This window comes from Candidatus Dormiibacterota bacterium (assembly GCA_035544955.1).
In the GTDB taxonomy this organism is placed as follows: domain Bacteria; phylum Chloroflexota; class Dormibacteria; order CF-121; family CF-121; genus CF-13.
Map to the genome: position 1 here is coordinate 85,195 of DASZZN010000045.1, position 13,904 is coordinate 99,098.

Genomic DNA, 13,904 nt, shown 5'->3' on the forward strand with positions numbered 1-13,904 from the left:
TCAGTTGAGCTCGGTGGGGATCAGGGAAACCTTCTGACGCGGGACCCGGTCGACGACAACCTCGCAATGGGCGTTGCGGACGACGTGCTCGGCGATCCGTCCGAGCGGGCTCTCATTCGGCCGGTTCTGGTGGCTGATGCCCATCACGATCAGGTCGGCGCTTTCCTCCCGCGCGATCTCGACGATTCGGTGGCCGGCCTGGCGGGCGACGTTGACCTTGGTGCGGGGCGTGATGGCATGCTGCGTAGCGATGAAGGCGGCCGCGTCGAGGGCACGCTGAATGCGCGCGTCCTTCTCCGGCATGACCAGCGGCGCCTGGAGCGGGATCTCGTGCACGTAGACGATCACCATCTCCGCCTTGTGTCCCTGGTTGAGCCGGGCTGCAAGCTCCACGGCACGAACCGAGGCGCCGAGGTCGAGGATCGGCACCAAGACTTTGCGAATGGCCTCGACCGACCGCACGCTGCTGGTTGCGCCTCGGGGGGCCGGCGGTGGCACGCGCAGCATCCAGCCGAGCGTCCCGGCCAGCCCGACCGTGAAGGCGACCGCCAGGGTGATCCCGAGCGGGCTGAGGACGAGGTTCAAGGGCGCAGCCGGTCGGCCGCTTGCAGGCGCCAGGCACCGAAGGCCAGCAGGCCGACGCCGGCGATGCCATAGGGCACCGAGTGCACCTCGATCACGTCACGCGCCAGGATGAGCACGCCGATCACGAGGGAGATGAAGCCGACGATCCGAGTGAAGCGATACGGCGTCATGACTTCGCGTTCGTAGCGGCGTCGCGCTCGGCGAGCACCGCTTCATACTCCTCCAGGGATTCGAATTCTTCGGCTTCCCGAAGGACGCGCTTCTGGGCGTCTTCCCAGTTGCGCTGGACGTTGCCGAAGGCCGGCAACCCCTGGTGCTTGCGGTAGGCGAAGTACAGGGATGCGGCGATCAGGACCCAGAGGGGGCCAGCGATGCGGCCCAGCGGGTGGGTCAGGACCACCTCAAAGAGGGTGATGGCCACGCCGATCATGCCGAGGACGCCGAGCACCGGGAAGGAGACGACGCGACCTCGAACCTTGATGGGGATGTTGAGCGGCATCCGGTAGGGCCGCGGCGTGTAGGGATCCTTGAACCGCAGCGTAATCAGGGAAACGAAGACGATCAGGTAGCCAGTGGTCGCCCCAAAGGCGTAGAGGTCGGTGAGCAGCTCGATGGCCGCGTTATCGGTTGCGCCGGACCCGCCCGGCGTAAAGAACGCGACCAGCGTCTGCACGATCGCGACCCCGCTGAAGACCACGATGGTCCGCGTGGGCGTCGCGAAGCGCTTGCTGACCTTGTTGAACCAGCGCGGCACCAGCTTGAACAGGCTCATCGAGTAGGTGAGCCGCGAAGCGCTCACCACCCCGGAGTTCGCGGAGATGAAGACGATGACGCCACCGATCAGCGCCGTCAGCGGGGCGGCGACGATGCCGATCACGGGGATGCGGCCGGCGATCAGCGCCACCGGGTCGCCGCTGTGGCCGAAGAAGCCGTTGTGCGGCCCGGGTCCGAGCGGCAACATGCCCGCCGCCAGCACCGAGAAGGCGAGCGCGAAGAGGAGGACTGAGAGGATCAGCCCGATCGAGGTTCTGGGAATGATGGTCGCCGGCCGCCGGGTCTCCTGGGCCACCTGCGAAATGGACTCGAGCCCGACGAAGGAGATGATGGCGAGCGACGAGCCGAGGGCGAAATCGCCGAGCGTCGCCGGGTAGTGGGTGAAATTCGCGACCACCAGGTTCGGGTCCCAGACAAGGCTGAATCCGGCGATGACGATGATCGCCTGGCCAATGATCGCCACGACCCCGAGGAAGTTGTTGAACGTCGAGGAGACCTTGATGCCGCGTACGTTCATCCAGATCAACAGCAGGATGCCGAGCACCGTTTCCAGGAGCCAGAACCAGTAGACGTGACTCGGGCCGACCTGGATCGCGAGCGTCTTGGCGAAGGGCAGAAAATAGTTGAAGTATCCGAACGAGATAACGGTGAAGAGGGCGATGTCGATCGTGTAGTCGAGCAGAAGGGCCGACCCCGCCACGAATCCCCAGAGATCGCCGAGTCCGCGCAACGCGAAGTACTGGCCGCCCCCGGCCACCGGGTAGGCGGAGGCGAGCTCCGCATAACAGAGGCCGACCATCGCATAGACCAGCCCGGCGGCGAGGAACGCAAGCGGCGTGAAGCCGAGCGCCGCGAGGGCGACGATGCCAAGCGCCACATAGATGTCGGCGCCCACGTCCGCATAGCCCCACATGTAGGAGCCCCAGACGCTGACGTCGCGGCGAAGTTCACTGCTGCCGATGGCGCCCGCGGGCGTCTGCTCCGGGGCGCTCACCCCTTCTCGAAGAAGCGCTTGACCTTTTCCGCGCCAACCGTCGTCGGGCAGATGGTCTCGATCCCCAGCTCGGCGTAGAGGTCAGCCCGAGCCGGGTCGTAGATGCGGCAGATCACCTTCTTGACACCGAACTCGTGCTGCGCCAGCTGGGCGGCCATGATGTTGGTGGTATCGGCGTTGGTAACGGCCACGAACGCTTCGGCCCGGTCGGTCCCGGCGCGCCGGAGGATGTCCTCATCGACCGCCGAGCCAAAGACCATCTCGCCGGCAAAATCCTCGCCCAGCCGGTTGAAGGCTGCCTCACTGGAGTCCACGACAGTAACGTCGTCACCCTCTTGACTCAGCTGCCGGGCCAGGCTGGAGCCAACCCGCCCGCAGCCCACGATCACCGTACGCATGTAAGCCTGAAGAATAGTCTAGGGATCGTATCGTTTAGTGCCCAATAGGCGAGGGTATATACCGCCCAGCTTGCCCCCGCGCGTTGCGCCGGGGCCGCACATACTCAAGGAGTCGAAAGATGGCAAAGACGGTAGGCATCGATCTTGGGACCACGAACTCGGTAATCGCCGTCATGGAAGCTGGCGAGCCGGTCGTCATTCCGAACGCCGAAGGCGGGCGGACGACGCCGTCGGTCGTCGCCTTCACCAAGTCAGGGGAGCGTCTCGTGGGACAGCTGGCCCGACGGCAGGCGGCCGTCAATCCGGAGAACACCGTCTACTCGATCAAGCGCTTCATGGGCCGCAAATACGATGAGGTCGAGACCGAACGCAAGATGGTGCCCTACAAGGTTATCGCCGGGAAGGACGGGCGGGTGGAGGTCGAGATCCAGGGGCAGCGCTACACCCCGGAACAGATCTCGGCCATGATCCTGCAGAAACTCAAGACGGACGCGGAAGCCTACCTCGGCGAGAAGGTCACGGACGCGGTCATCACCGTGCCGGCGTACTTCAACGACTCGCAGCGGCAGGCCACCAAGAACGCCGGCGAGATCGCCGGCCTCAATGTCGTCCGCATCATCAACGAGCCGACCGCGGCCGCGCTCGCCTACGGCCTTGACAAGAAGGAAAACGAAAAGATCCTCGTGTTCGACCTCGGTGGCGGCACCTATGACGTGTCCGTCCTGGAGATCGGCGAGGGTGTCTTCGAGGTCAAGGCGACCAACGGCGATACCCACCTCGGTGGGGACGACTACGACCGCCGGCTCGTGGACTACATCGCCGACGAGTTCAAGAAGCAACAGGGCATCGACCTGCGCCAGGACCGGCAGGCCCTGCAGCGTCTGACCGAGGCCGCGGAGAAGGCCAAGATCGAGCTCTCCAGCCGGATGGAAACCGAGGTCAACCTGCCGTTCATCACCGCCGACCAGAACGGCCCCAAGCACCTCGAGATCAAGATCACCCGCGCGAAATTCGAGCAGCTGACAGCGGACCTCACGGAAAAGACGATCGCGCCGTTCAACGCGGCGCTCAAGGATGCCGGGCTGACCCCGGCCGATCTGAACGAGGTGATCCTCGTAGGTGGCGCGACCAGGATGCCGGCCATCCAGGAGCTGGTCAAGAAGCTCACGAACGGCAAGGAGCCACACCGTGGCATCAATCCGGACGAGGTCGTCGCCGTGGGCGCCGCCATCCAGGCGGGCGTGCTCAAGGGCGAGGTCAAGGATGTGCTCCTGCTCGACGTCACGCCGCTGTCGCTTGGCCTGGAGACCCTCGGTGGCGTCAACACCAAGTTGATCGAGCGCAACACGACGATCCCGACCTCGAAGAGCCAGGTGTTCTCGACCGCGTCTGATAACCAGCCCTCGGTCGAGATCCACGTCCTGCAAGGCGAGCGCGAGATGGCGTCGGCCAACAAGACGCTCGGCAAGTTCCACCTCGACGGCATCGCGCCGGCACCTCGAGGGGTCCCGCAGGTGGAGGTGACTTTCGACATCGACGCCAACGGCATCCTCAACGTGCGGGCCAAGGACCTTGGGACCGGAAAGGAACAGAAGGTGACGATCACCGCCTCCACAACCCTGAACAAGGATGAGGTCTCGAAGATGGTGCGCGACGCCGAGGCGCATGCCGAAGAAGATCGCAAGCATCGTGAGGAAGTCGAGGCTCGCAACCAGGCGGACAGCCTTGTCTACCAGGCCGAGAAACAGCTGCAGGAGAATGCCGCCAAGATCGACGCGTCGGTCCGCTCCGAGGTCGAAAGCAAGATCGAGCCGGTGAAGCAAGCGATCAAAGACAACGACGTCGAGCGCATGCGGTCCACCAGCCAGGAGCTGGCGACCGCGATGCAAAAGATCGGCGAAGCCGTCTACCAGCAGGCGCAGGGCGCCGGCACGGGGGCCCAGTCGGCCACCGGCACGGACGGCCCCAAGTCGGGCAAGCCGAGCGATGGCGACGTCGTCGACGCCGACTTCAAAGAGGTCTAAACCAAGCCCAACTACTATGCCGTTTCGTCCTGACCGCTTAACGGAGAAGACCCAGGAGGCCATCCAGCAAGCGCAGACGCTTGCTCAGGAAGCCCAGCACCAGGAGATCACGCCCGAACACCTGCTTCTCGCGCTGCTGCAGCAGCAGGACGGCACGGTACCGCCAATCCTGCAGCAGATCGGGGTCGATTCGGCTCGGGTCGCGTCCGACGTCAAGTCGCAGCTCGATCGCTTGCCCAAGATCTACGGGGCGGAAACCTATCTTGGTTCTCGCCTTCGCCGGCTGCTCGATGCGGCCTCCACGGAAATGGAGCGGCTCAAGGACGAGTACCTCTCCACCGAGCACCTGCTGCTCGCCATCGTCGAGGAGTCGAACAGCGAAGGGGCAAAAGTTCTCCAACGGCACGGCGTCACCCGCGAGAAGCTGCTCCAGGCGCTCACCCAGGTTCGCGGCTCGACCAGGGTGACCGACGTCACGCCGGAGTCCAAGTTCCAGGCGGTGGACAAGTACACGCGGGATCTCACCGCCCTGGCACGCGAGGGCAGGCTCGACCCGGTCATCGGACGCGAGCAGGAGATTCGCCGCGTCATTCAGGTCCTCTCGCGCCGGACGAAGAACAACCCGGTCTTGATCGGCGAGGCGGGCGTAGGCAAGACGGCCATCGCCGAAGGGCTCGCTCAGCGGATCGCGCAGGGTGACGTGCCCGAGTCGCTCAAAGACAAGCGTGTCCATTCGCTGGATCTCGGTTCATTGATCGCCGGCACCAAGTACCGCGGCGAGTTCGAGGACCGGCTGAAGGCCCTTCTGAAAGAGATCGAGTCCTCGAACGGCAAGGTGATCCTTTTCATCGACGAGCTTCACACCCTGGTTGGCGCCGGGGCGGCGGAGGGGGCGATGGACGCCTCCAACCTGCTGAAGCCTGCGCTCGCCCGCGGCCAGCTCCGTTGCGTCGGCGCGACGACGCTCGACGAGTACCGCAAGCACATCGAGAAGGATGCGGCGCTGGAACGGCGCTTCCAGCCCATCTTCGTCGCCGAGCCGTCGGTCGAGGACACGATCTCGATCCTGCGCGGCCTGAAGGAAAAGTACGAGGTCCATCATGGCGTGCGGATCACCGACTCCGCCATCGTGGCGGCCGCGGTACTCTCGCAACGCTATATCACGGACCGATTCCTTCCGGATAAGGCGATCGACCTGATCGATGAAGCCGCCTCCAGCCTGCGCATGGAGATCGACAGTCTGCCCCAGGAGCTCGATGAGATCGAGCGCCAGATCCGGCAGCTCGAGATCGAGCGGCAGGCGCTCAAGAAAGAACAGGACCGCGCCTCCAAGGATCGCCTCAACGCGATCGAGAGGGAGCTGGCCAACCTACAGGAAAAGAGCAAGGTCATGCGGTCGCAGTGGCAGCAAGAGAAGGCGCTGATCCAGCAGATCCGCGAGCTCAAGGCGCGCCAGGAGCAGCTGCGCCTCGAAGCCGAACGCGCCGAGCGGATGGCGGATTTCGAAGCCGCCGCCCGCCTCAAGTACGGCGAGATGCCCAAGGCCCAGCAGGAGCTGGAGGCCAGGAATGCTGAGCTGATCGCGCTCCAGAAGGAGCACCGCCTGCTGAAGGAGGAGGTCGATGAGGAGGACATCGCCAAGGTCGTGTCCCGCTGGACCGGGATCCCGGTGCAGAAGATGCTCGAGGGCGAGGTTCAGAAGCTGGTCCAGATGGAGGATCGCCTCCACGCCCGCGTGGTCGGTCAGGATGAGGCCGTCAGGGCGGTCGCCAACGCTGTTCGTCGCGGCCGCGCCGGACTCAGCGATCCCAACCGGCCGATCGGATCGTTCATCTTCCTCGGGCCCACCGGCGTAGGGAAGACGGAGCTGGCTCGCGCCCTGGCGGAATTCCTCTTCGACAACGAGCAGGCCATGACCCGCATCGACATGTCGGAATACATGGAGAAGCACACCGTGGCGCGACTGGTCGGCGCCCCGCCTGGCTACGTCGGTTACGAGGAAGGCGGGCAGCTCACCGAGGCGGTGCGTCGCCGGCCCTACGCCGTCATCCTCTTCGACGAGATCGAGAAGGCACACCCGGACGTGTTCAACATCCTGCTCCAGCTCCTCGAGGATGGGCGTCTCACCGACGGCCAGGGTCGCACGGTCGACTTCCGCAACACCGTGGTCATCATGACGTCCAACCTCGGCAGCCACATCCTGCAGGATCCGAACCTGACCGAGGAGGACAAGGAGAAGGCGGTCCTCGAGGCGGTGCGGCACAATTTCCGTCCGGAGTTCCTCAACCGCGTGGACGAAATCATCATCTTCAAGCCGCTCTCCCGCGAGCAGATCAAGCACATCGTCAACATCCAGCTGGAGCGCCTGCGCCAGCGTCTGGCCGAGCGCCGGATCACGCTGCAGCTGACGCCCGCCGCTCTCGACTTGATCGCAAACGAGGGCTACGATCCGGTCTACGGCGCGCGCCCGCTCAAGCGAGTCATTCAGCGCCGCATCCAGGACCCGCTGGCCATGGCCGTGCTCGACGCCAAGTTCCGCGAGGGCGACACCGTCCTGGTCGATGCCGAGAAGGGCGAGCTCGTTCTGCGCAAGGCCGGCGCCAAGGAGCACGCGGGCGTCGCCGCCAGCTAAGACCGCTCCCGGCGTTGGAGCCGTAGAATAGCGCAGCGTTCGCGAGCCGCCTTAGCTCAGCGGTAGAGCAATGGTTTCGTAAACCATCGGTCCGGGGTTCGAATCCCCGAGGCGGCTCCAACATCTTCACTAGACTTCGCCGGTGCGGACCATCTCGGCGGCGACGGCCCGGCGGCTGGCGATCACCCGCCAGCGATTGGCCGGTAAAAAGAGCAGACCGAACGCTGACGGCATCTTCGCTGTCGTCAAGGATCTCGGGTTCCTTCAACTCGACCCGACCAACGTCGTCGCGTCGAGTCACCAGCTGGTGGTCTTCAGCCGCGTTGGACCGTACCAGCCACAGCACCTCGAGAAATTACTCTGGGAAGAACGGCGCCTGTTCGAGTCCTGGGCGCATGCCGCCTCGATCGTGCTGACCGAGCACTATCCGATCTACCGCTGGATCATGCACCGAGTGGCCACCGGCAAGGGCTTTTGGCACGGGTTCACCGCTTCAGGCGAGCGCCAGTCGCAGCGCGTCCTCGCATGGATGAAGGCAAATGACTCGCTGCGGCGCAGCATCCTTCGCCAGATTCGTGAACGTGGCCCGCTGCCATCGCGCGCCTTCGAGGATCAGTCGAGCGGCGCCTGGCGGAGCAGCGGGTGGAACAACGGCCGCAACGTCGGCATGATGCTCTTCTACCTGCAGATGATGGGACAGCTGATGGTCGCGGGGCGACGCGGTGGTCAAAAACTGTGGGATCTTTCGGACCGGTGTCTGCCCCCGTGGACTCCAAAGACCAGGCTGGGGGAGCCGGCGATCGTCCGCTGGGCGGCGGAAATCTCGCTGCGGGCGCTTGGTGTTGCATCGCCCACGGATATCCGCGATCACTTCATCCGGTGGAAGTATGTGAACCTGCCTGCGGCGCTGGGCTCTTTGGAAAAGCAGGGACGCATTGTGCCCGTCAGCGTCAGAGACGGCGACGCGTCGTGGCCGGGAACCTGGTACGTGCACGCGGATGACCTCGCGCTTCTCGACCGGATCGAGGTCGGCACGTGGAGTCCGCGAACCACCCTGCTGTCCCCATTTGACAACCTGATCATCGACCGCAAGCGGACGCGCCGGATGTTTGGGTTCGACTACACGATGGAGATTTACGTCCCCGCGGCAAAGCGGCGCTACGGGTACTACGCAATGCCCGTCCTCCATGGCGACCGGCTCGTCGCACGGGTCGACCCCGCCATGAACCGCGAAACGAGACGGCTCTCGATCCGCAGGGTCAGCGTCGAGGCGGGTTGCGGCGATCCGCAGGTGGCCCTGGCTGCTCGAGAGGCGATAGCGGGGCTCGCGACCTTCCTGGGAGCCGGCGCGATCGATTATGACGGCGACGTACCGTCTCGCTGGCGACGTACCCTCAGCGCCTGACCGGCAGAGCAAGGTGCCTCTGGCCGCAGCCGTTGTAGGGATGTGGAGCGAGGTGGGGAATCCACGCCTATGCGTGTCCAGAAGGGGATGATGTTCGATCTCATCTGCCGGGGCTGCGGCGCCTGCGCACAGCGCACCTGGGACCCCACCGAGGCGGTCAGCGCCACGATCTGCCCCGACTGCGACGCCTCGATGTCGGTGATCGGCATCGACTTCCCGGCCGGGCGCGAGCAAGTCGGTCTGAGCCAGGTACTCGAGGTCATCCAGGGCGCCGGGATCGTGCCGATCGCGGTTGAGCGACGCGCACGAGGTCATCTGCAAGCCGAAGCGGCCTGATCACTCGGCACGCGCGCCCGTTAGGCCTTAGAATGGCCGCGAATGACGGCGTTCTGGTTCTGGGTGATCGTCGCCATTGCCTTCGCGGTCGTCGAGGTTATGACGGTCGCGTTCTTCGCCGTTTTCATCACGGTCGGCGCGTTGGGCGCCGCTGTGGCCGCCCTGCTCCACTTCAACCTTCTCGTTCAGGCCATCGTGCTGGGGGTGATCGGCGTCGCCGGCATCCTGATCGCGCGGCCGTTCCTTGTCGAGCGGCTCCACATCGGCCGTCCGACCCTTCGCTCGGGGGCCGATAGCATGGTCGGTCAGCAGGCCATCCTGCTGGAGCCCATTCTCGGCGTTGGGCAGCCGGGCCACCTCAAGATCGCCGGTGAGCTCTGGCCGGCCCTCACCGAGGACGGCAGCCCTGTGCCGGCCAACACCATGGTCGTGGTCACCGCGCTCCGCAGCACTACGCTGATCGTTCGCCCAGTGTCGTCCCCATCAACCGCGACCGTCTGAGAAGAGGTGGAGTTCATGTCTGCATCCTTGATCGTCGGAGCCATCATCGTGCTCCTCGCCATCGTCATCATCGCCCGCACCGTCAACATCATCCAGCAGGGATACGTCGGCATCGTCAAGCGCGTCGGCGAGTTTCACTCAATCCGGCAGCCCGGTCTGACCTTCCTCATCCCGCTGGTCGATTCGATGGTCCTGGTCGACATCCGGGAAACGCCACGGACCGGCGACAAGCAAGACGTCATCACGCGCGACAACGTCACGGTCAGCGTCAATGCCACCATCTTCAGTCAGGTCGTCGACGCGAAGCTCGCCTTGTTCAGCGTCAGCAATTACTTCATCGCCATCGACCAGCTGTCGCGCACGACGCTGCGCGCCATCTTCGGCGGCATGAGCCTAGACGACGCCCTGAGCCAGCGGGAACGGATCAACGCCCAGCTGCAAGCCCAGATGGAGTCGGTGACCGACAAGTGGGGGATCCGGATCAACCGGATCGAGATCGTCGACATCACACCGCCGCAGATGATCCTCAACGCCCTGGCCCTGCAGAAGACGGCCGACCAGGAGAAGCGCGCCTTCATCCTCAAATCGGAAGGTCAGCAGCAATCCCAGATCAACATTGCCGACGGCCAGAAGCAGGCGCAGATCAAGACCGCGGAAGGCGACCAGCAGTCGGCCATCCTGCGGGCGGAGGGCCTCAGGCAGGCGACCATCCTGGAGGCGCAGGGCCGGGCGCAGGCGATCGCGACGGTCTACCAGGCGATCAAGTCCGCCGCCCCGGATCCCACGTTGGTCTCCATCCTGCAACTCGACACGCTCTCGAAATTCGCCGCGAGCGAGAACACCAAGATCGTCGTGCCGGTCGAGACCGCCGGCTTGCTTGGCGCAGCCCAGGCCCTGCGCAGCGTGCTCGACGCCGTACCAACGGCCGCAAAGTCATAGAGCGACCCAGCGCGACCGAGATCTCGATCGCGGTGCTCGATCCGGCCGAGCACGACCTGGTCCGGCCGTTGCTACGCGAGCTAATGCTGGGCGAGCAACGTCACTACGAGCATCCGCAGCTGACTGAGAAGGAGATCGAGCACGACGTGGCGAACGCGCCCGCTGCCCGATTCACCGGCGAGAACGTCATCCTGGCGGCCCGCGCCGCAGGCATGGTGGTGGGTCTTTGCTGGTGCGTGTTCTTCAATCCCGGTACCGGCCTCGAGGCGGAAGTCGCCGAAGTCTACGTCGATCCCGGCTTCCGGTCACAGGGAGTCGGCCGGAAGCTGCTCCAGCAGGCCGTGGAACTCTTTCGTCGGCGGAACGTCACCTTCGCCGCGGTCTGGACGCGCGAGAACAATCCCCAGGCCGTGCGGGTCTACGAGGAGGCAGGATTCCGGCGGACCGAGCAGTTGGTCCTTACGTGGCTTCCGCTGCCCGGTCGCTGAAACAGGCGAGCGTAGAATTGGGCTGAGTTCGATGGCGAGCGAACCTCAATACCTCCCACCCTCACCCGAACCGGCACCCCTGTCGCCCCTGCCGGTGGAGAAGCCCGTCGCGCCACGTCGCCGGGTTGGCATCCTCGGGATCGTCGTGATCAGCGCGCTGGTCGGTGCCCTTGCGGGTTCCGCCGCAACGATTCTTGTAGCCCCGCGGTTCATCAAGGTGGCGCCCTCCGGTGTCGTCACTGGCGGGCCACTGGCCCCCATTACGAACAATCTCACCGAAGAGTCGGCGGTCATCAACGTCGCCGACCAGGATGGGAAGGCGGTCGTGGAGATCAAGACCACGATCTCGTCGCCGGATCTCTTCGTTCAAACGGAACGGCATGGGATCGGCTCCGGCTTCATCGTCCGCTCCGACGGCTACATCGTGACCAATAACCATGTCGTCGAAAACGCCCGACAGCTCCAGGTCATCCTGCGTGATGGGGCGAAGAAATTCGATGCGCGGGTCATCGGCACCAGCCCGGAGGACGACATCGCGGTCATCAAGGTGGACGCCCAGAACCTGCCGGCGCTGAGCTGGGGCGACTCCAACGCGCTCAAGGTTGGGCAGCTCGCGATCGCGATCGGCAGCCCACTCGGCCAGCAAAACAGCGTCACGAAGGGCGTCATCAGCGCTCTCCACCGCTTCATCTCGATCCCGAACGCGACGACGGGGCAGGTGGAAAACATCCTGAACGCCATCCAGACAGACGCCCAGATCAACCCGGGCAATAGCGGAGGTCCGCTACTGAACTCCGCCGGCCAGGTTGTCGGTGTGAACTTTGCGATCGAGCAGGCCCAGGCCGGCCCCGGCCTTGGCTTCGCCCTCGACGGCAACGCCGCCCGAGACATCGCGAACCAGCTGATCCAGACCGGGCACGTCAACCGGCCGTTCCTCGGCGTGACCTACAACCAGGTCGACGAGACCACCGCGGCCGCCAATGGGCTGGTGGTCGGTGCCGTGGTCACCGCGATCACGCCCGGGTCGCCTGCGGACCATGCGGGGATCAAGATCCACGACGTGATCACGAAGGTGAACGACCAGTCCATCGATGATTCCCATCCGCTGGCGGACGTGCTGCGCCAGTACGCGCCCGGCACCAAGGTCAGCATCACCATCTCGCGCAGCGGCAAGAACCAGACGCTCCAGGTCACGCTCGGAACGCACCCCTGATCGCGGCGCCTCCGAAATCGCCGTCGTCCATCATCGACCAGTCGGTCCGGCAGGCGGTCAGCTCCATCGGCGGGTGGCCGCCGGACGCGCCGGAGCTACCGGTGGTGCTGGTGGAGCGCACCCAGAACCCGGCCCACGGCGACTACTCGGTGACGCTGCCGCTCAAGCTCGCCAAGACCCTTCGCCGGCTGCCGATCACCATTGCCAACGAACTCGCGACCGCCATGGCCCTTTCGCCCTCGTTCGGTCGGACCGCGGTCGCGGCGCCGGGATTCATCAACGTCAGCCTCGAGCCCGCCTGGCTGCAGGCACAGCTTGCATCCATCGCGGATGCCGGCGAACGGTGGGGGAGAAGTGGGGTCGGGCGCGGCTTACGCGTCCAGGTCGAGTTCGTCAGCGCGAATCCCACCGGACCGCTGCTCTTCAGCCACGCCCGCGGGGCGGTCGTTGGCGATGTGACGGCGCGAATCCTGGAGGCCTCGGGGTTCGACGTCCAGCGCGAGTACTACCTGAATGACAAGGGCAGGCAGATTCGGCTCCTTGGCGAATCCATCCAGGCCCGCATCCTCGATCGACCGGTGCCCGAGGGTGGATACAACGGCGACTACATCGCCGAGATCGCCACGGAAGCCACGGCGAAGGCCCTCTCTCCAGAGCCCGAGACCCTGTCGGAGTTCGGCATCGAGTGGGTGCAGGCCCGCATCAAGGAGGACCTGGCCCGGCTGGATATCCGCCATGACGAGATGTTTCTCGAAAGCGGTCTGTACGACGGATGGGACCGGGACACAATGACGAACCTGGCCTCGCTGGGGCGGATCGCTGAGTACGACGGGGCCACCTGGTTCAAGTCCGACAGCGGAAAGGATGAGGTTCTCATCAAACGGGATGGGTACCCCACCTATTTCTGGTCCGACATCCTCTATCACCGGGACAAGTTCGAGAAGCGCGGCTTCGCCCGGGTCGTCGACGTTTGGGGCGCGGATCACCAGGGACAGGTCGGCCGGGTGAAGGAGGCGCTTGGCGTTCTCGGGATCGACCCGGCCCGGCTGGCGGTGCTGCTCGTCCAGTTGGTCTCCGTGAAACGCGGAGAAGAAACCGTGCGGATGTCACGACGCGCCGGTGTGGGCATCTTCCTGAAGGAGATGATCGACGAGGTTGGTCCCGACGCCGTCCGCTACTTTTTCCTGCAGCGCTCGGCGGATGCGCAGATGGAGTTCGATGTCCAACTGGCGCGGCGTCAGTCCAGCGAGAATCCCGTCTACTACGCGCAGTACGCGCACGCTCGGCTGGCCAATGTGCTGACGTTCGGAGTTAGGGCGACGGCGGAGCCGGCACTCGCCCGGCTCGACTCCGAATGGGAGCTCGAGCTGATGCGGGTGATGCTGCGCTGGCCCGACGTCGTGCGCGAGGCCGCGGAGGCCCACGAGCCCCACCGGCTGGCGTTCTTCACCGACGAGCTCGCCGCGGCCATCCATCGCTTCTACAAGAACTGCCGCGTGGTCACCGTGGACGCACCGCTGACCGCCGCGCGGCTTCTGTTATCCGGCGCGGCCCGTACCACGATTGCCAACGCCCTCGGACTGATGGGCGTCGCCGCGCCCGACCGAATGTAGAC

At 65.1% G+C, this 13,904-nt stretch carries 13 protein-coding genes and 1 tRNA gene; 10 read left to right on the forward strand and 4 right to left on the reverse strand.

Going from position 1 to position 13,904, the window contains the following annotated elements:
- From VHK65_16465 to VHK65_16480, 4 genes are read right to left on the reverse strand one after another with little or no spacing between them, the layout of a single operon-like run.
- A complete protein-coding gene (locus tag VHK65_16465) occupies positions 1-585 on the reverse strand; it encodes a universal stress protein (GenBank protein ID HVS07741.1) in 585 nt (194 codons plus the stop codon).
- On the reverse strand, positions 582-755 hold the full coding sequence (locus VHK65_16470) for a hypothetical protein (GenBank protein ID HVS07742.1): 174 nt from the start codon (positions 753-755) through the stop codon (positions 582-584). Before VHK65_16470 ends, VHK65_16465 begins: the two co-directional genes overlap by 4 nt.
- Positions 752-2,353, reverse strand: a complete 1,602-nt coding sequence (locus VHK65_16475; protein ID HVS07743.1) for an APC family permease — start codon at positions 2,351-2,353, stop codon at positions 752-754. Before VHK65_16475 ends, VHK65_16470 begins: the two co-directional genes overlap by 4 nt.
- The gene (locus VHK65_16480; protein HVS07744.1) at positions 2,350-2,751 is read right to left on the reverse strand and encodes a TrkA family potassium uptake protein; all 402 of its coding nucleotides are present in this window, start codon (positions 2,749-2,751) and stop codon (positions 2,350-2,352) included. The genes VHK65_16475 and VHK65_16480 overlap by 4 nt, the downstream gene beginning before the upstream one ends.
- A gap of 119 nt (positions 2,752-2,870) precedes the next feature.
- Between VHK65_16480 and dnaK the strand changes: the two genes are divergently transcribed.
- The 10 genes from dnaK to argS all read left to right on the forward strand — a co-directional run bounded on the left by dnaK (position 2,871) and on the right by argS (position 13,902).
- Positions 2,871-4,775 carry a molecular chaperone DnaK gene (dnaK, locus tag VHK65_16485; GenBank protein HVS07745.1) on the forward strand — a complete coding sequence of 635 codons (1,905 nt, stop codon included), beginning with the start codon at positions 2,871-2,873 and terminating at the stop codon, positions 4,773-4,775.
- A gap of 16 nt (positions 4,776-4,791) precedes the next feature.
- Entirely contained in the window at positions 4,792-7,407 is a 2,616-nt protein-coding gene (gene clpB / locus VHK65_16490; GenBank protein ID HVS07746.1) for an ATP-dependent chaperone ClpB, read from the forward strand.
- 45 nt (positions 7,408-7,452) lie between these two features.
- Positions 7,453-7,527: transfer RNA gene (locus VHK65_16495), tRNA-Thr, on the forward strand.
- Positions 7,528-7,549: 22 nt separating this feature from the next.
- The gene (locus VHK65_16500; protein HVS07747.1) at positions 7,550-8,812 is read left to right on the forward strand and encodes a crosslink repair DNA glycosylase YcaQ family protein; all 1,263 of its coding nucleotides are present in this window, start codon (positions 7,550-7,552) and stop codon (positions 8,810-8,812) included.
- A 69-nt stretch (positions 8,813-8,881) separates the two neighbouring features.
- Positions 8,882-9,148, forward strand: a complete 267-nt coding sequence (locus VHK65_16505; protein HVS07748.1) for a hypothetical protein — start codon at positions 8,882-8,884, stop codon at positions 9,146-9,148.
- A 42-nt stretch (positions 9,149-9,190) separates the two neighbouring features.
- Positions 9,191-9,649, forward strand: a complete 459-nt coding sequence (locus VHK65_16510; GenBank protein ID HVS07749.1) for an NfeD family protein — start codon at positions 9,191-9,193, stop codon at positions 9,647-9,649.
- A 15-nt stretch (positions 9,650-9,664) separates the two neighbouring features.
- A complete protein-coding gene (locus tag VHK65_16515; GenBank protein ID HVS07750.1) occupies positions 9,665-10,588 on the forward strand; it encodes an SPFH domain-containing protein in 924 nt (307 codons plus the stop codon).
- A gap of 32 nt (positions 10,589-10,620) precedes the next feature.
- Positions 10,621-11,076 carry a GNAT family N-acetyltransferase gene (locus tag VHK65_16520; protein HVS07751.1) on the forward strand — a complete coding sequence of 152 codons (456 nt, stop codon included), beginning with the start codon at positions 10,621-10,623 and terminating at the stop codon, positions 11,074-11,076.
- A gap of 31 nt (positions 11,077-11,107) precedes the next feature.
- On the forward strand, positions 11,108-12,289 hold the full coding sequence (locus VHK65_16525) for a trypsin-like peptidase domain-containing protein (GenBank protein HVS07752.1): 1,182 nt from the start codon (positions 11,108-11,110) through the stop codon (positions 12,287-12,289).
- Between the two features lie 32 nt (positions 12,290-12,321).
- Complete coding sequence (gene argS / locus VHK65_16530) at positions 12,322-13,902, forward strand: arginine--tRNA ligase (GenBank protein HVS07753.1); 1,581 nt, start codon at positions 12,322-12,324, stop codon at positions 13,900-13,902.
- Positions 13,903-13,904: the final 2 nt, after the last annotated feature.

What these genes read in the sequence shown, in the direction of transcription:
- VHK65_16470 (HVS07742.1), bottom strand. Translation starts at nt 755, where the DNA reads ATGACGCCGTATCGCTTCACTCGGATCGTCGGCTTCATCTCCCTCGTG.
- VHK65_16480 (HVS07744.1), bottom strand. Translation starts at nt 2,751, where the DNA reads ATGCGTACGGTGATCGTGGGCTGCGGGCGGGTTGGCTCCAGCCTGGCC.
- dnaK (HVS07745.1), top strand. Translation starts at nt 2,871, where the DNA reads ATGGCAAAGACGGTAGGCATCGATCTTGGGACCACGAACTCGGTAATC.
- clpB (HVS07746.1), top strand. Translation starts at nt 4,792, where the DNA reads ATGCCGTTTCGTCCTGACCGCTTAACGGAGAAGACCCAGGAGGCCATC.
- VHK65_16505 (HVS07748.1), top strand. Translation starts at nt 8,882, where the DNA reads ATGCGTGTCCAGAAGGGGATGATGTTCGATCTCATCTGCCGGGGCTGC.
- VHK65_16510 (HVS07749.1), top strand. Translation starts at nt 9,191, where the DNA reads ATGACGGCGTTCTGGTTCTGGGTGATCGTCGCCATTGCCTTCGCGGTC.
- VHK65_16515 (HVS07750.1), top strand. Translation starts at nt 9,665, where the DNA reads ATGTCTGCATCCTTGATCGTCGGAGCCATCATCGTGCTCCTCGCCATC.
- VHK65_16525 (HVS07752.1), top strand. Translation starts at nt 11,108, where the DNA reads ATGGCGAGCGAACCTCAATACCTCCCACCCTCACCCGAACCGGCACCC.